Source organism: Bartonella sp. B1099, from assembly GCF_944801835.1.
Taxonomy (GTDB): Bacteria; Pseudomonadota; Alphaproteobacteria; order Rhizobiales; family Rhizobiaceae; genus Bartonella.
Genome location: NZ_CALYLN010000003.1, coordinates 111,046 through 128,620, shown reverse-complemented (window position 1 = coordinate 128,620; position 17,575 = coordinate 111,046). Strand labels below are relative to the sequence as shown.

Annotated in this window: 16 protein-coding genes; 7 read left to right on the top strand and 9 right to left on the bottom strand. The window is 39.1% G+C overall.

All coding sequences use genetic code 11. The features are described from left to right. Positions 1-5: 5 nt before the first annotated feature. The 4 genes from radA to NNJ73_RS09130 all read left to right on the top strand — a co-directional run bounded on the left by radA (position 6) and on the right by NNJ73_RS09130 (position 4,425). Positions 6-1,403, top strand: coding sequence for a DNA repair protein RadA (gene radA / locus NNJ73_RS09145; protein WP_254493791.1), 1,398 nt, complete (start codon positions 6-8; stop codon positions 1,401-1,403). Between the two features lie 119 nt (positions 1,404-1,522). Beyond that, positions 1,523-2,104 carry a CvpA family protein gene (locus NNJ73_RS09140; protein ID WP_254493790.1) on the top strand — a complete coding sequence of 194 codons (582 nt, stop codon included), beginning with the start codon at positions 1,523-1,525 and terminating at the stop codon, positions 2,102-2,104. 75 nt (positions 2,105-2,179) lie between these two features. Further along, positions 2,180-3,673, top strand: coding sequence for an amidophosphoribosyltransferase (gene purF, locus NNJ73_RS09135; protein WP_254493789.1), 1,494 nt, complete (start codon positions 2,180-2,182; stop codon positions 3,671-3,673). Positions 3,674-3,675: 2 nt separating this feature from the next. Next, complete coding sequence (locus tag NNJ73_RS09130) at positions 3,676-4,425, top strand: SDR family NAD(P)-dependent oxidoreductase (protein WP_254493828.1); 750 nt, start codon at positions 3,676-3,678, stop codon at positions 4,423-4,425. Positions 4,426-4,494: 69 nt separating this feature from the next. Here the strand turns inward: NNJ73_RS09130 and pssA are convergent, their stop codons facing one another. The 5 genes from pssA to cysS all read right to left on the bottom strand — a co-directional run bounded on the left by pssA (position 4,495) and on the right by cysS (position 10,376). Next, positions 4,495-5,337, bottom strand: a complete 843-nt coding sequence (gene pssA / locus NNJ73_RS09125) for a CDP-diacylglycerol--serine O-phosphatidyltransferase (RefSeq protein WP_254493788.1) — start codon at positions 5,335-5,337, stop codon at positions 4,495-4,497. Between the two features lie 9 nt (positions 5,338-5,346). Continuing rightward, positions 5,347-6,045: a phosphatidylserine decarboxylase gene (locus NNJ73_RS09120; RefSeq protein ID WP_254493787.1), complete on the bottom strand. Its 699-nt coding sequence runs from the start codon at positions 6,043-6,045 to the stop codon at positions 5,347-5,349. A gap of 114 nt (positions 6,046-6,159) precedes the next feature. After that, the gene (locus NNJ73_RS09115; RefSeq protein ID WP_254493786.1) at positions 6,160-8,043 is read right to left on the bottom strand and encodes an ABC transporter ATP-binding protein/permease; all 1,884 of its coding nucleotides are present in this window, start codon (positions 8,041-8,043) and stop codon (positions 6,160-6,162) included. Positions 8,044-8,152: 109 nt separating this feature from the next. After that, positions 8,153-8,824 carry a DUF421 domain-containing protein gene (locus tag NNJ73_RS09110; RefSeq protein ID WP_254493785.1) on the bottom strand — a complete coding sequence of 224 codons (672 nt, stop codon included), beginning with the start codon at positions 8,822-8,824 and terminating at the stop codon, positions 8,153-8,155. 43 nt (positions 8,825-8,867) lie between these two features. Next, positions 8,868-10,376 carry a cysteine--tRNA ligase gene (gene cysS, locus NNJ73_RS09105; protein ID WP_254493827.1) on the bottom strand — a complete coding sequence of 503 codons (1,509 nt, stop codon included), beginning with the start codon at positions 10,374-10,376 and terminating at the stop codon, positions 8,868-8,870. Positions 10,377-10,857: 481 nt separating this feature from the next. On the opposite strand from cysS, the gene NNJ73_RS09100 reads away from it, so the two are divergent. Next, a complete protein-coding gene (locus tag NNJ73_RS09100; protein ID WP_254493784.1) occupies positions 10,858-11,244 on the top strand; it encodes a TIGR02301 family protein in 387 nt (128 codons plus the stop codon). 412 nt (positions 11,245-11,656) lie between these two features. On the opposite strand, the gene NNJ73_RS09095 is transcribed toward NNJ73_RS09100, so the two are convergent. After that, positions 11,657-12,985, bottom strand: a complete 1,329-nt coding sequence (locus NNJ73_RS09095) for a dihydroorotase (protein WP_254493783.1) — start codon at positions 12,983-12,985, stop codon at positions 11,657-11,659. A gap of 64 nt (positions 12,986-13,049) precedes the next feature. On the opposite strand from NNJ73_RS09095, the gene NNJ73_RS09090 reads away from it, so the two are divergent. After that, the gene (locus NNJ73_RS09090; RefSeq protein WP_254493782.1) at positions 13,050-13,922 is read left to right on the top strand and encodes a folate-binding protein YgfZ; all 873 of its coding nucleotides are present in this window, start codon (positions 13,050-13,052) and stop codon (positions 13,920-13,922) included. After that, positions 13,915-14,532 (top strand): YfbR-like 5'-deoxynucleotidase, encoded by a 618-nt coding sequence (locus tag NNJ73_RS09085; protein WP_254493781.1) that lies wholly within the window; start codon positions 13,915-13,917, stop codon positions 14,530-14,532. Before NNJ73_RS09090 ends, NNJ73_RS09085 begins: the two co-directional genes overlap by 8 nt. 594 nt (positions 14,533-15,126) lie before the next feature. Here the strand turns inward: NNJ73_RS09085 and panB are convergent. Genes panB through recO form a run of 3 tightly spaced genes read right to left on the bottom strand, consistent with a single transcriptional unit; the run spans position 15,127 to position 17,574 of the window. Further along, positions 15,127-15,942, bottom strand: coding sequence for a 3-methyl-2-oxobutanoate hydroxymethyltransferase (gene panB / locus NNJ73_RS09080; protein ID WP_254493780.1), 816 nt, complete (start codon positions 15,940-15,942; stop codon positions 15,127-15,129). Beyond that, positions 15,939-16,799, bottom strand: coding sequence for a pantoate--beta-alanine ligase (gene panC, locus NNJ73_RS09075; protein WP_254493779.1), 861 nt, complete (start codon positions 16,797-16,799; stop codon positions 15,939-15,941). Before panC ends, panB begins: the two co-directional genes overlap by 4 nt. 28 nt (positions 16,800-16,827) lie before the next feature. Next, positions 16,828-17,574 carry a DNA repair protein RecO gene (recO, locus tag NNJ73_RS09070; protein WP_254493778.1) on the bottom strand — a complete coding sequence of 249 codons (747 nt, stop codon included), beginning with the start codon at positions 17,572-17,574 and terminating at the stop codon, positions 16,828-16,830. Position 17,575: the final 1 nt, after the last annotated feature.

Below are 17,575 nucleotides of genomic sequence, written 5' to 3'. Positions count from 1 at the left end.
TCACCATGGTACGCAGCCGTATTCAATTTATCTGTCAAAATTGTGGAACCGTCCATTCTCGTTGGGCGGGAAAATGTAGCGCCTGTGGAGAATGGAATTCTCTTGTTGAAGAAAATGTAAATGGCGGCATAGGAAGTGCTCCTAAGCAGAGTACACGTAAAGGACGCATCATCGCCCTTACATCTCTTTCTGGAAATATCCAAGATGCTCCGCGTATTCACTCTGGTATTGCTGAACTTGATCGTGTTACCGGTGGGGGCTTTGTTCGTGGATCAGCACTCCTTGTTGGTGGTGATCCAGGTATTGGAAAATCAACATTACTCACACAAACAGCTGCTGCTTTATCCCGCAAAGGGCATAATGTTATCTATGTCTCAGGTGAAGAGGCTATTGCGCAAATTTGTTTGCGTGCGCAAAGGCTTGGCGCTCATAATACAGAGGTGAAACTTGCTGCTGAAACCAATGTTGAAGATATTCTTGCAACCTTAAGCGAGCATAAAAACCTTGATATGGTGATTATCGATTCGATTCAAACCCTATGGTCAGATACAGCAGATTCAGCCCCCGGCACTGTCACACAAGTCCGTATTGGTGCTCAGGCAATGATCCGCTTTGCCAAAAAAACAGGAGCCGCTGTTGTTCTTGTGGGGCATGTGACAAAAGATGGGCAAATTGCTGGTCCTCGGGTTGTGGAACACATGGTTGATGGTGTTCTCTATTTTGAGGGTGAAGGAGGACATCATTATCGCATTCTTAGAACTGTAAAAAATCGCTTCGGACCAACAGATGAAATTGGTGTTTTTGAAATGTCTGATAAGGGATTACGCGAAGTAATAAATCCATCCGAATTGTTTTTAGGAGAACGTAATGAAAAAGCACCAGGTGCTGCTGTTTTCGCCGGTATGGAGGGAACACGCCCGATATTGGTTGAAATTCAAGCCCTTGTTGCTCCTTCTTCTCTTGGAACACCAAGACGTGCAGTTGTCGGATGGGATGGAAATCGTCTTTCTATGATTCTCGCCGTTTTAGAAGCCCATTGTGGCATTCGTTTTGGACAGCATGATGTCTATCTGAACGTAGCAGGTGGATATCGTATATCAGAACCTGCTGCTGATTTAGCTGTAGCCGCTGCTTTGGTCTCTTCTCTTGCCAATATCCCTTTGCTAACGGATTATGTATATTTTGGTGAAGTCAGTCTCTCAGGAGCTATTCGCGCTGTTGCACATTCAGCACAACGCATCAATGAAGCAAAAAAACTCGGCTTTCAGGGGGCATTTCATCCCACGACAACAACGGAAATGATGAAGTCACTCCATTTTCAACAAAAAACTTTCTCCGACCTTCCCGAACTTGTTGCCACTCTTACCGCAAGTAAAAAATGGTCTACACCACAGGCAGGATAATATAGAAAAAACGCTATAAAATACAAAATATCCTTGCTATAAGAATAAAAAATGACCTAACAAAAATATATTTGCACACAGATTTAAAGAACAAAACTTTATGTATAAGGAACAAACAAATGATCATAACAATCCTTGATGGAATTGTCGTAGTCATCATCCTGTTGTCCGCTTTTCTTGCTATGCTTCGAGGATTTTCACGTGAAGTGTTATCGTTGATTTCTTGGGCAATCGCAGCTGTTACGACACTGTTTTTATTCAAACCTGTTTTACCTTTTTTTGAACAATATCTCTCTAATAAAATGATTGCATTGATCACAACATTGGTCACAATTTTTATTATTGTTCTCATTATTACTTCAATTATTACAATGAAAATCTCCGATTTTATTATTGATAGTCGAATTGGTATCCTTGATCGCGCTATTGGTTTTATTTTTGGAGCACTTCGCGGTTTACTGATTATGGTCATTGGTATGTTGCTGATTAATGCACTTATTAAACCCGAGCACCAAGCAGACTGGTTAAAAAATGCCAAAACAAGGCCTATTTTGGATTCACTGGGACAAAAAGTTTGGGGAATACTCCCAAAAGATCTTGGATCTGTTCTCGAAAAGGCAGAAAAGTTGTTTAAAGATAGCGATAAACATACGAATAAACAACTCCCTCATGAAAAAACGCTTCTCAAAAATGGAGAATAGCTTTTCATAAGAAAAGAGAACTCAATGATGTAAAATGTGATATGGATGATTCCTCTCTATCACAACTGAAAGAATATGATGATAAAAAGCGATATTTCTTTTCAAAAATTTTCATTAGATGATGATACCCTTCATGAAGAATGCGGGGTTTTTGGCATTCTTGGGCATGAAGATGCAGCGACATTAACCGCTCTTGGACTCCACGCACTCCAGCATCGTGGACAAGAAGCAGCTGGTATTGTTTCTTATCATAATAAAATATTTCATCAAGAAAAGCATTTAGGTCTTGTTGGTGATCACTATACAAACCCCGCAACACTTGCGCGCTTACCAGGAAATCGCGCTATTGGACATACCCGTTATTCAACAACTGGAGAAGTGGCATTACGCAATGTTCAACCCCTTTTTGCTGAATTGAAAGTTGGAGGTATTGCTATTGCACATAATGGTAATCTTACCAATGGTCTTACATTGCGCCGTGAACTCATTGCTTCTGGTGCTATCTGTCAATCAACGTCAGATTCAGAGGTTTTTCTCCATCTTATTGCCCGCTCACGTTATGAATCGTCCTCTGATCGTTTTGTTGATGCGATTCGGCAAGTAGAAGGCGGATATGCTATGTTAGCGCTCACACGTACAAAGCTTATTGCAGCACGCGATCCAACAGGAATTAGACCTCTTGTGATGGGAGAACTTGATGGTAAGCCTATCTTTTGTTCTGAAACTTGCGCCCTTGATATTATTGGGGCCAAATATATCCGCGATGTTAAAAATGGAGAAATTATCATATGTGAAATACAAAAAAATGGAGAAATTACGAAAAAAATTATAAAACCAGAAAATGCAAAACCAGAAAAACTTTGCTTATTTGAATATGTTTATTTTGCCCGTCCAGACTCAATCGTTGGAGGGCGGAGTGTTTATACAACACGCAAAAATATGGGAATCCGTTTAGCACAGGAAGCCCCTTGTAAGGGGGATGTTGTGGTTCCTGTTCCTGATGGTGGAACACCTGCTGCAATTGGCTATGCACAAGAAATTGGAATTCCCTTCGAGCTTGGTATTATTCGTAATCACTACGTTGGTCGTACTTTTATCGAACCAACACAGCAAATTCGCGCTTTTGGCGTCAAGTTAAAACATTCGGCAAACCGTCCTGTGATTGAAGGAAAACGTGTTATTCTGGTTGATGACTCTATTGTACGGGGAACAACATCCCTTAAAATTGTGCGAATGCTTCGCGATGCAGGAGCAAAGGAAGTTCATATGCGCGTCTCTAGTCCTATGATTTTCTATCCTGACTTTTATGGCATTGATACACCCAAAGCCGAAAACCTTTTAGCGAATCAATATCCAGATTTAAAATCTATGTGCAATTTTATTGGAGCAGACTCTTTAGAATTTCTTTCAACGGACGGATTGTATCTTGCTGTAGCAGGAGAAAAACGAAATAATGCCGATCCACAATTTACTGACCATTATTTTACTGGATATTATCCTACACATCTGATTGATCAAGAAAACCTCTCCAAAATTCATCAATCATCTGTCCTTAAAACAAGAGATTAATGATGACAAAACGTGACTTTAGTCTCCATGGGCGTGTCGCACTTGTTACGGGTGCATCAAGAGGAATTGGCTATTATTTAGCTCTCGAGCTTGCTGCACGCGGCGCTCATATTATTGCTCTTGCACGAACAGTCAACGGACTGACTGAATTGGACAATCAAATCCGAGAAAAAGGGGCTCTTGCTACCCTCGTTCCGCTCGATTTACATCATATGGAAAACATCGATGCTCTTGCACTCTCAATTGCCAATCGCTGGGAAAAACTCGATATTATCGTTGCGAATGCAGGAATCCTTGGAACACTCTCACCAATAGCGCATATAGAAAATACGGTCTTTGAAGATGTCTTTCAAATAAATCTTTTCAGCCAATGGCGCTTAATAAAAGCTGTTGAGCCCTTATTACGTGAATCTGATGCTGGACGAGCTGTCTTGTTATCCTCAAGCGTTGCGCATGTTGCTCGCTCTTTCTGGGGGGCTTATGCAGCCTCTAAAGCGGCTTTAGAAATGATTGCTCGTTGTTGGGCAGAAGAACTCAAACAAACTCCTATTAAGATTAATTGTGTCAATCCTGGAGCCACACGTACAGCTATGCGCGCTGAAGCTATGCCTGGTGAAGATCCAGAAACGCTCCCCTCACCACAAGAGGTTGCAAAAAAAATAGTCCATTTGCTCTCACCTGATTTAAAGGAAACTGGAAAACTCTTTAATGTCCGTGAAAATCGGTTTGTGGATTATTATGCCCCTCATTGATCATCATCTGAAATGTAAATAGACCAATCTCTCTCTTTCCTGCACTTCTCAACAGAAGAATGAAGCAGTTTATGATTCTTGGATAGCCTTTTTAGCATCAGCCTTTTTCTCTTCTAAAGCAGCGCGTTTATTATAAGCGATAAAACTACAGGGGAGAAAAATCATATAGCTAACAGCTGTGATCAATAAAGTTTTCCATGTGTAAGTCGCAAGAAAACCGACATAAATAACAATGACCAACATGCAGGGTATAACGATATCACGCCTCAAGTTTTGATCAATTGTCTTTGCATTCCACACTGGTAAACGACTAATCAAAAGAAAAGCGATAATGACTGTATAAAGACTAAAAAACAATGCCCACCCCCAATTGGGGACCAAACCAAGAGCACCTAAATAGGTAGGTAATAAAAGGAGTAATGCTCCTGCAGGTGCAGGAACACCAACAAAATAACTTTTCTGCCATTGTGGGATATCAGCATTATCCAACATCACATTAAAACGTGCTAATCGCAAACAACAAGCAACACAATAAACAAGAGCTGCAACCCAACCAATGTGGTGTGCTTGATTCAAAATAAATGAATAAACAATAAGCGCAGGGGTAACACCAAAATTGACAATATCAGCAAGAGAGTCCATCTGTGCCCCGAAAGATGAACTCCCATCTATTAAACGCGCAATGCGACCATCAGCACCATCTAGAACTGCAGCCAAAAGCACCATTAAAATAGCAGCCTCATAGCGATTCTCAAAAGCCAAACGAATGCTGCTCATCCCTGCGCAAATTGCCAAAATAGTAATGATATTGGGAATAACATAGCGCATTGATGTCGATGAACGTCGCCGATTTGCAATATCATCATGTTGCCCCTCAGGATTGAATGAAGAAAATGGCGAAAAATTTTTCATTGTGTGGTCCTAATCGTATCTGAAATCCGTTGTAGCACTCTTATCATCAAAAGACCCTAAAATTGTCTCTCCAGCAATGGCTGTCTGTCCAACGGCAACACGCAATTTCATTTCAGTTGGTATATAAATATCAAGGCGAGAACCAAAACGAATCAACCCAAATCGCTCTCCCGTGATAACAGCATCATTTTCTTTTGACCAACAAACAATCCTACGAGCAAACATCCCCGCTATTTGTACAATAGCAATTTTACCATGCTTGCTCTCAATGACCACCCCATTCCGTTCATTAAACTGACTAGCCTTATCAAACTCCGCATTGGTAAAGCGACCTGGATGATAAACAATAGACTCTACTGTACCACTGATAGGAATACGGTTGATATGGCATGAAAAGACGTCCATAAAAATGGAAATACGAACCATTTCATCTTTCCCTAAGCCTAATTCTTCAGGTGGAACACATGATTCTACAAATGAAATACGCCCATCTGCAGGCGACAGAACCCAATTTGAATTTAAAGGGATCACACGATCTGGATCACGGAAAAAATATATACACCACACAGTGAGAACAAGACCACACCAAAATAACGGACTCCATATCCAACCAAGAATGAGCGAAATAACAAAAAATGCTACAATAAAAGGATAGCCTTCTTTATGAATTGGCACAAAGCTATTATGGACAGATTGTAGAATACTCATATCATTTCCTATTCATCGTAAACTTAAAACAAGCAATAAATCTTTTTGTTCCTCTTTCTTTTATGTATTTAATCAATCACTCCATATAAAGATAGAGATTACATTTTGCCCACCTTATTTTTTACGATTAACAATACCCGTCTCATCTTCTTCACGCATTTTACGTAATTTTTCTTCAGCTTGCGATGCTTCAAGCTGCTTATTCCACATTGAAGCATATAAACCTTTCTTTCGTAAGAGCTCTGTATGCGTCCCATTTTCAATAATACGACCACTTTTAAGAACCAAAATTTCATCAGCATTGATAACCGTAGAAAGACGATGTGCAATAATCAATGTTGTACGTCCACGGCTTACAATATCCAATGCTTGTTGAATTTCCTGTTCCGTTGCCGTATCAAGAGCTGCTGTTGCTTCATCTAGAATAAGAAGTGGGGGGGCTTTTAAGAGTGTCCGTGCAATAGCCACACGTTGTTTTTCACCCCCTGATAATTTGAGACCACGCTCTCCCACCATAGATTGAAAACCTTCCGGTAACATCTCAATAAATTTTGATATTTGTGCCATTTCAGCGGCTTTGTGCATCTCTTCATCTGTTGCACTGGGTCGCCCATAGCGAATATTATAGGCAATTGTATCATTAAATAACACCGTATCTTGTGGGACCATGCCGATCGCTTCACGCAAACTTTTTTGTGTTATGTCACGAATATCCTGCCCGTCAATTGTAATAGAGCCTGCATCAACATCATAAAATCGAAAAAGTAATCGAGAAATGGTCGATTTCCCTGCACCAGAAGGACCAACAATGGCGACTGTTTTTCCTCCAGGGACTTCAAAATCAATATCTCTGAGAATCTGACGCGTCGAATCATAAGAAAACTTTACCTGATGAAAACGAATAGTCCCATCGCTTATCTCTAACGGTTTAGCATCCGATTTATCAACAATCTCCTGCTGAACATCTAAAAGATCAAACATTGCTTCAATATCTGTTAAACCTTGTCGAACATCACGATAAATTGAACCAATAAAATTCAGTGGAATGGAAAGTTGCATTAAAAGGGCATTAATAAAAACAAAATCCCCTAAAGTTTGTGTCTTATAAAAAACTTCATAAGCTGACATCAGCATCATGATCGTCATTCCAATACCAAAGATAAGAGCCTGACCAAAATTAAGCCAGCTTAATGATGTCCAAATCTTTGTTGCCGCTTTTTCATAACCTGCCATAGAAGTATCGAAACGATTGGCTTCTAGAGTTTCATTGCCAAAATATTTAACCGTTTCAAAATTCAAAAGAGAATCAACAGCGCGCGTACTCGCCTCAGTATCCGCTGTATTCATTTGTTGCCGAATACGAATACGCCAATCACTCGCCTTAATCGTAAAGAAAGTATATAATAAAACCGTTGCAACAACAATGAGAAGATAATGCCATCCATAGTTGATGTAAAAGACAAGGGCCGTTAATACAAATTCTAAAACTGTCGGTACGGTATTGAGAATTGAAAATCTTACGATCGCTTCAATTCCTTTTGTCCCACGCTCAATCACACGAGAAAGTCCACCAGTTCGGCGTTCTAAATGAAATCGCAAAGATAACTCATGAATATGGACAAAGGTTTTATAAGCTAATTGACGAACAGCATATTGACCAACAGTGGCAAAAAGGGAGTCGCGCAATTGATTTAACCCAGCCTGCATAATCCGTGCAACGTTGTACGCCAAAACAAGCATGATGGGGATAATCAAACTGGACGGAAACCATTCAGGGAGTTGAAAGCTTGTATCAAGCACATTCGTAGAATATTTAAAGAAATACGGCACAGATATGAGAACGAGCTTGGATAAAACAAGATAAAATATTGCCCACAGTACACGTATTTTTAGATCACGCCGACCTACCGGCCACATATAAGGCCATAAATTGTAAAGTGTGTGCAGAGTCTTCCCTGTATCGGATGATACAGTTTTTGTCATTTCATTGCGTTTCATAAAGCCCTTGCTTCTCTATCATCCACACGAAAAAGGCAAAGCATCCCCCTGTGGTTGTTTATAAGTTTCTTACGCTTTTCAATAAGCTATACCTACTCGTTGTTTGAGGTTAGACTGTTTTTGAAAAAGGAACAAGAAATAATCCACGATACAGTTTATTATTTTGATCTGTATTCTCATACCACTCTGCTGCAAATAAATTTTCAACTTTTACATGCTTTTTTTTCAATTCTGCCTGAAGCCACTTTTTTGTCTTACCAATCTCTTTAAGACCATCATCAATAACTTCACCATTTTCTACAACAATCGTCGATTTCTTTCCCTCTTCCTTTTTAATAACAGTACAATCACCATTGGTTTCCAAACGCACAAAAGCAGCTTCATGTAAATGACATCCTTTAAGACGTAACATCGCAATGAGATCATTAACATTGATCCCCAAGTTCTTAATCTTATCCATTTGAAAGACCCCATCTAAAACCAATGTGACATTCCGCCCCGCAATGAGGCGGCGAAAAAAAACTGAATAGCGTGCAAAAAAATTAAAAGAGGTAATCAAGACTTGCCAAATCAATAAAACAAGCAATAATTGAGTGCTGCTAATATTCTCATTATAAATGACTCCTCCAATAATACCTCCCATAACAAAATTGCTGACCAGATCAACGGGTGTCATCTGACTAAGACTTCCACGACCCGTCGTTCTTAGAATAAATAGGAAAGCAACAAGCCCCACAGCCAGCTTAAGCGCGATATATCCATAGTGGTATAAAAATTCCATCATATTTTCCTTTTAATTTATGAGAACTGCTGGAATAGGAAAATTAAAATCGTTTTATTTCCCACATGGTTATGCGCTCACCACTCTGCGGATCCTTACTATCTTTTAAGAGAACCCCCTCGGCTGCAAGCTCATCACGAATTTTATCCGCAGCTTCCCACTCTTTATTATGGATAAGCCTTAGTCTTTCGGCAATGCGCTGATCAATAAATTTTGAATCAAGAGATGTTTTTTTTATAAATAATGGGCTATCTATTTTTTTAACCCATTCTTGTCGTAATAATCCTAATAAATTCATCCCATTGGCAAGAGCCCAAGCATCGCCTGCTTTATAAAATTTTCGCAAAAGAGTAAGTGCTTTTGGCGTATTAAGATCATCACTGAGGGCATCTATCAAAGTATCATTAATCGCTTCATTGTTTTCCATCATACTCTTTTTACTGCGAAGCAATTCATACCAACGATACAGTTCACTGCTCGATTGCATTAAACGCTGCGCTGTCCAATTTAATGGTTCACGATAATGCGTCTGGAGCATCGAAAAACGTGCAGACAAACCCGCCCAATTTTGCTTCATTTCATCAGCTAAAACACCATTAAACTCGCAAAAATTATTCTCTAAAACAGAACGAATGGTTATAAAATTGCCAAAGCTTTTTGACATCTTTTTGCCTTCAACTTGTAAAAAGCCGTTATGCATCCAAAAATTAGCCATTCGCTCTGTCCCAAAAGCGGAACAACTTTGTGCAATCTCATTTTCATGATGAGGAAAAATTAAATCAAGTCCACCACCATGAATATCAAAAATATTCGCGATCGGATCATCACAAGTTAAACCACCACCGTAGGGCGCTAATAACTTTGCCATTGACATGGCAGAACACTCAATATGCCAACCTGGACGACCTAAAACAGGAATTCCGCCCGGCGATTCCCAACCTGGCTCTCCTTCCACAGAAGGCTTCCATAAAACAAAATCCATCTCTTCCCGCTTATAAGCAGCAACATCAATCCGCGCCCCCGCCCTCATTTCATCTAAAGAACGATTTGAAAATGCCCCATAATGGGGAGGATTTTTGATGCTCTTTATAGAAAATAATATATGATTTTCCGCTTTATAAGCATGTCCCTTTTCAAGCAATCTTTCGATGAGAGCGCGCATCTCCTCTAAATGCTCGGTTGCGCGCGGCTGGCTGGTTGGCAATAGACAACCAAGTGCTATTGTATCTTGTTGAAACTGAGAATATGTGCGTTCTGTTAATTGACGAATAGCATCATTCAGTGAAACGTTTGGATATTCGTGGGCAGCTCGTGCATTAATTTTATCATCGACATCTGTAATATTACGCGCATAGAGAACATGATCATCGCCATAAACATGACGCAATAAGCGAAATAAAATATCAAAAACAATGACAGGGCGTGCATTTCCTATATGCGCATAATCATAAACTGTTGGACCACAAACATAAAGACGTACTTTTGTCGGATCTATTGGTGTAAAATTTTCTTTTTTACGTGTCAGCGTATTATAAAATCGCAACTCTTTCATCATTATACTCCGTAAACGATATTACGCACCGTTCTTTTGAATGCCTCTTCTCTCAAATGATCACATTATACGGTTTAGACTAAAACCTCACCTTATCATCAATTCTTCTTCCCCTATGGTATTTACGGCTGTCTCTATCATTTATCCTAAAAACAATCTCTTTTATTTGATTGGACAAAAGCATTCTATAGATAGAGAGCTTTTCCCTTCTTGAAGGAAACAAGTTTAGAAAAATTCCATAGGCAATAGAATATTTATATGAAAAATAGATTACAGGAAGCAAATCTTAAAACTTTAACCCCATAAAGCTTCGTCAGTATTTTCAATATTTCACAATGGGTTCCTTACTGTCTCTTACGCCCTATATTTTATAATCAATCATTGAGAATAATGTCGCAATTAACCCTCTTTTTTAACAGCGTCCTCATGACACAATTACTTTATCTGTACAGAGTTTTATTCAAAGAAAGCAATCAAAATAATGCGTAATAAATTGAGAAAAATCATTCTTTTAATATTTCTTGTCATTTCAATGCCAACTTTTGCACAACAATCTCCACCTTATGAGAAAAAATTACTTCGCCTCGCAGAAATTTTAGGATCACTGCATTTTCTCCAAAATCTTTGTGAGCCTCCAACAAACCAATGGCCAATAAACCAATGGTATGACTATATGAACGCACTCATTGAAGCAGAACACCCCATTCCACAAAGACGCGCTTATTTTTATGCAGCATTTAATGAAGCGTATCGTGCTTTCTCAGAAAATTATCACCATTGTACACAAGCAGCCATTGAAGCTCATCAAAAATATATTAAAGAAGGGAGAGTTTTATCTGAAAACCTTCTCATGCATTATAACAATTAACCTGTATAAAAAGTACCTCCTTCAATTTAAGTGATATTAATGATGTCTCCTTACAAATGAGTAGAGCAATAAGTTATCTTCTCGAAAATAGAGAGACTTTTTAAAATAACGCCTAAATATGCTTTTATTCTTATGAGTGCCTTTGTCTTCTGTAGAAAATCATTCTTTGGCTTCCTCCCCCCTTAAAAGATGAAGATTCTTAATCCAATCTGGTTTGTAAATCGCCCAAGTTCTATTGAGTTCCACTTGGCTTCCCACTTATGTGATGTGCTTTGAGACTCTACAAAAAAGCTTAAGAACATTCATCACGCACTAAAAAACATTTATGTGTCAAGGAGATTGATATGCCTTATATCACATCACCACTCTAAAAGATGGTGTTTTTGGCATAACAAAATAAAACTTATGCTGTTTACACCAAAGTTTCTATAAATTTAACAGGCTCTCCTTGTGAAGGTGTGACAATTTCACCTTCCCACATAACGCGCATACCACGGACAATAGTCCCGACAGGCCAACCTTTAACCTTCTGACCATCATAAGGTGTCCAACCGGCACGCGAACCAATTAAGCTATTCGTAATAACTTCTTCTCGCTTAAGATCAACAATGGTCAAATCAGCATCATATCCAACAGCAAGACGTCCTTTACAGCTTATACCAAAAATACGACTAGGGCCATGTGACGTGAGATCAACAAAACGCTCAAGAGACATTTTTCCTGCATTCACATGTGTTAACATAATGGCTGCTGTTGTTTGCACTCCTGTCATTCCTGAAGGTGAAGAGGGGTAAGATTGAAGCTTGTCCTCAAGGGTATGAGGCGCATGATCTGAGCCTAAAACATCAATAATCCCCTGTCGAACACCGTACCAAAGAGCTTCACGGTGGCGCGATTCACGAATAGGTGGATTCATCTGAATTAATGTACCAAACTGCTTATAATCATCAGCCGTAAGAGTCAAATGATGGTGTGTCACTTCAATTGTTGCGACATCTTTATGTTTTTTGAGAAAATCAATTTCTTCTTCTGTCGAAAGATGTAACACATGAATGCGCGCTTTCGTCTCATGGGCAATTTTTACCAAACGCTGCGTACATTTTAACGCCGCAATCTCATCACGCCAAATCGGATGTGAAGATGCATCCCCTTCCATACGCAGTATTTTACGCTCTTTAAGCCTTTCCTCATCTTCAGAATGAAAAGCTGCTCGACGGCGTGTATTTTGCAAAATAAGGCGTACACTTTCATCATCATCGACCAAAAGATTACCGGTAGAAGATCCCATAAAGACTTTAATTCCAGCTGCACCAGGAAGTCTTTCTAATTCAGAGAGTTCATGAGCATTTTCACGCGTTCCTCCAACCCAAAATGCAAAATCACAATGCATACGATGGAATCCGCGCTTAACCTTATCGCTTAATGTTTCTTCTGACGTTGTCAATGGATTAGTGTTAGGCATCTCAAACACTGCTGTAACCCCCCCTAACACAGCAGAATATGAGCCACTTTCCAAATCTTCTTTATATTCATTGCCTGGCTCACGAAAATGCACTTGACTATCAATAATTCCCGGCAAAATATGAAGACCCGTACAATCAATCACCTCACCCGCTGAGGCACATGTAAGATCGCCAATTTCAGCAATACGGCCATTTGTAACACCAATATCACGCTTGCTTTTTCCATCATGATTCACAAGTGTTGCACCTTTAAAAATTGTATCAAATGTTTTAAACATAGCCATGCTCCTTACATATTCCTCACTTATCGATTATGTAACTTTGAGCAGAAAGGCAAGAACCATGATTGAAAAACAAAATGCCATTTGCTTAAAAAACCGTAGGATTATTCAAGTTACAGGCGAAGAAGCAACAGATTTTTTACAGTCCCTGATCACAACAGATGTAAAAAAAATAAGTCCCCAAGAAATTTTCCCTGGAGCCCTCTTATCCCCACAAGGAAAGGTCCTTGCTGATTTTCTTATCGGTAAAAGAAAGGAAAGTTATTTTATCGATATTGGGATGTCTTTGGCCGATACACTCTACAAGCGTCTGTTGCTCTATAAACTGCGTAAAAAAGTAGAAATTACACAACCATTACAAGAGCTTATTACAGTTTCTTGGAAGAATAAATCAGATACTTTAAGTTTTGATTCAAATTTTGTTGATAAACGCTTTCCACAACAAGAAAAAGTAATACGAATCTATAGCAAAGTTCCTTTTTTGGCTTCAGAAAATTATGACACATGGAATCAATTGCGAATTCGTTATGCAATTGCAGAAAGTGATCAAGACTATGAAGTCGGCAAAGTTTTTCCTCATGATATTAATTACGATCAAATCAATGGATTAGCATTCAACAAAGGATGTTATATTGGACAAGAAATTGTTGCACGAATGCACCACCGACGTGCAGCACGTCGCCGTATCTTGATTGTAAAAGGCCAGCGTGATCTCCCCCCTCAATCGAGCCTTGAAGCAGGAACAAAAGTACTTGGACACTTGGGAACATGTGTTGCAAATGAGGCTCTCGCTTTAATGCGTATTGACCACGTCAAAGATGCCATGGATCATAACATTCCCTTTACTGTAAAAAACATTCCTGTCACTATAAGCATTGCTGAAAATATGAATTTTACCTTTCCTGAAAGTACGATAGAAAATACACATGGCTAAAGCTGAATTATTAAAAAGTGGAGAAGCACGCGCTTGGCAAAGAATGCTCTCTGGACGCAGACTTGATCTTCTCAATCCTTCTCCTTTTGATATTGAAATTGAAGATATTGCTCACGGACTTGCGCGTGTAGCACGTTGGAATGGTCAAACACGAGGAGAGTATGCCTATTCTGTTGCACAGCATTCACTTTTGGTTGAACAAATATTTCAAAAACTTTTTCCACAGTCGCTGAAGCATGAATGTCTCTGTGCTCTTCTTCATGATGCACCAGAATATGTCATCGGCGATATCATTTCACCCTTTAAAGCTGTCATAGGAAAACAATATGAACGCATTGAAAAACGCATCCAAGATGCAATCCACATGCGCTTTTCTCTTCCCGTTGATCTTTCTCAAAAACTTTTAAAAAAAATTAAACAAGCCGATCGTATTGCGGCATATCATGAAGCGATCACATTTGCTGGATTTAATACAGAAGAAGCCCTTCGCTATTTTGGCTCTCCCAATAATATTTCACCCGATGATCTAAATTTACAGCCCTCCTCTACTCAACAAATTGAAAACGCATTTTTAACGCGCTTTAATGACTTAGATGGCCAAAAATTATAGACTCTTCGCATTGTTGATTTTTTGTCATTACAGACTCATCACACTGATTTATAATAATAATTTATCGTTTTTTTTTATATTAAATGAGTCCCCCCTCATATGGTAAGACTCACTCATTTCAAATCTATTTATCTTAAATCAATCAAAATCATTTGCTCGCATATCATAAGCAAGGAAAGCCCTAAGGATAAAAACTGTACAAGAAGATTAAAAATGCCGCTTATGAGCCCTCTCAAGTGGCAAGCGCTCATCAGCAACATTGGTAGTTAGCACAATGTGTAATGCTACCCACTTGTTTTTTATGAAGCGTAAAAATGGTCGTACTTTCTAAATTTTATACAGTTCCTGAGGGCTTTTCCATTATAGTATTCACGAGTGCCGTCGCAAAATAGAATGAGGTGTCTAAATATTTCTTTTAAAAAGTACGTAAATTAGCATTCCAATGACATTCTGTTTTACATCAGAAGACTGCCTCCATTAAAGCAATAAAAAAATCACAGCTAAAATTTCATACAAAAATATATGAAATAATGCACATTCATTACAAAAATAAACAAATGTTCTCTTATCGAACTTTTTCGCTTAAGCTAAGATTTATTTCAGTTTATAAACTTCCCTATCCGTTGGAAAAGAACGGGATGTAACATCCTCTGCATAGTTTTTGATTGCGGTTTTCATGGCTTGTTCAAGGCCTCCATAACGGCGTACAAATTTGGGTACGTGAGCACCATAGCCCAACATATCTTCCATCACCAAGACTTGTCCATCACATTGATTAGATGCGCCAATACCGATTGTTGGAATAGAAAGCTTTTCTGTCAATTTTACGGCTAAAGGTTCGACAATCCCTTCCAAAACAATAGCAAAAGCTCCAGCCTCCTCAATCGCTGCTCCGTCGTCTTCAATTCTTTGCCAATCACTCTCTTTCCGTCCTTGTGTTTTAAAACCACCAAAACGATTGACCGCTTGGGGAGTAAGACCAATATGTCCCATCACTGGTATGCCACGTTTACATAAAAAATCTATTGTTTCTGCTATATAAACTCCACCTTCAAGCTTAACGGCCCCACACCCCGTTAGTGCAAGAATACGCGATGCATTTAAAAAAGCCTGTTCTTTACTTTCTTCATAAGAACCAAAAGGCATATCAATAACGACAAGAGCTTTTTGAGATCCACGCACCACAGCCTGCCCGTGTAAAATCATCATATCTAAATTAACAGGAAGCGTTGTCTCAAACCCATATACCACCATACCAACGCTATCACCAACCAAAAGGATATCGCAATAGGGGTCAGCAATCCGCGCAGTATAAGCTTGATAAGCTGTTAAAGAAACAATCGGCTGTTGTCCCTTTCTTTCGCGTATTTGAGAAGATGTTATACGCTTTACAGTTTTATGTACACTCATTTTCCACCCTTCTCTTGCAATATGTATTGATCAATAAGTCTTACCTCGCCAAAGCGAACAGTAAGAAGTAAAACCGCTGGTTTATTCAATGTTCCTTTGACCTCGCATAAAGTTTCCATATCCCGTAAATCTATTGCTTCAACGATTGCACGCGTTTCTTTTTGTAAAATATTGCGAACAATTTTGCATAGCTTATCAACCGACCGCTCACCTTCATGGTAAAGCTTTTCAGCAGCTTTTCCACTTTCAAGAATAATTTTGGCGGCTTTACGATCTTCTAATGTTAAAAGTTTATTCCGCGAAGAGTAGGCAACACCATCTGCTTCACGTAAAATAGGGACTCCAATAATTTCAACAGGAAAAGCTAAATCTTCAACCATACGCCGAATAATTAAAATTTGTTGAAAATCCTTTTCTCCAAAAAAAGCTTTATCGGGCTGAACAATATTAAAAAGCTTAGCAACCACACTCGTTACACCACAAAAGTGCCCTGGACGTAATTTTCCCATCAACATACCTGATAATTTTTCCACTTGCACAATTGTATCATTTCCCAAGGGCCACATTTCATCTACAGAAGGCGCAAAAACACATTCAACACCCGCTTTTTCCAATAAAGCACAATCGCTTCTCAAGTCTCTTGGATATTTATCAAAGTCTTCATCAGGTCCAAATTGCTTTGGATTGACAAAAATAGAAACCAATACGCGATCACACGTTGCTTTTGCACGCTGTACTAATGCTAGATGCCCCTCATGAAGAGCTCCCATTGTTGGAACAAAACCAATTGAAAAGCCTAAACTTCGTTCTTCTGAAGTATATTGGCGAACTTCAGCAATTGTCTTTAAAATTTTCATTTTCCCATTCTATTCAATTATAATCACATCAAAAAATGAATGCCTGTATACCAAATCGACGCTCAAACAACTGTATCAAATTCATGCGCACTGATGGCTGTTTTATATCTCGTGGCTCCCAGACATGACGCATAAGAAAAAAACCCGTTAAGTTAAAACCATTTATTATATCCCTAAAATCAGTAGGACGAGTCGTTCTTTGCACAAGAAACTGTGGAAGAATAAGAAGCTTTTTTTTCCAAGGTTCCCCTGCTTCTTCACAGACAGCCCGTCCGGATTTTGGCGATACGTAATAAAGTTTTTCCTGACGACCTGTTACAGCACAACAAGATAAATCAAGACCAAAACCAAGTTCTTCAAGAAACCGCATTTCAAAACGTACCAGCAATTCCGCATTTATAAAGGATTCATCAAAATTCCGCATAAAAAGGTGTAAAATATCATATAAAGTGGGGTGCGGATCACGCTCAGGAAGAAGCCGCAAATGAAAAGCGATCAATTGCAAAGCATAAAGCGCTTCTGGTAGACAGATTAATCGTGCCGCATGTAAATCAAGTGCTTCAAGGCGAAAAAGTCCCAAATGTTCTTCTAAACGTGCACTCCATTCAGCCTCCACAAAATTTCCGGGCTGAAGAAGAGCAGCCATACGACGCGAACGCCCTCCTTTTACCACGCCCATATAACGACCGCGTTCGCGCGTCATAATCTCAAGAATAACACTTGTTTCACCATATTGGCGTGCTCCAAGAATAACTGCTTGTTCTTTCCACTTCATT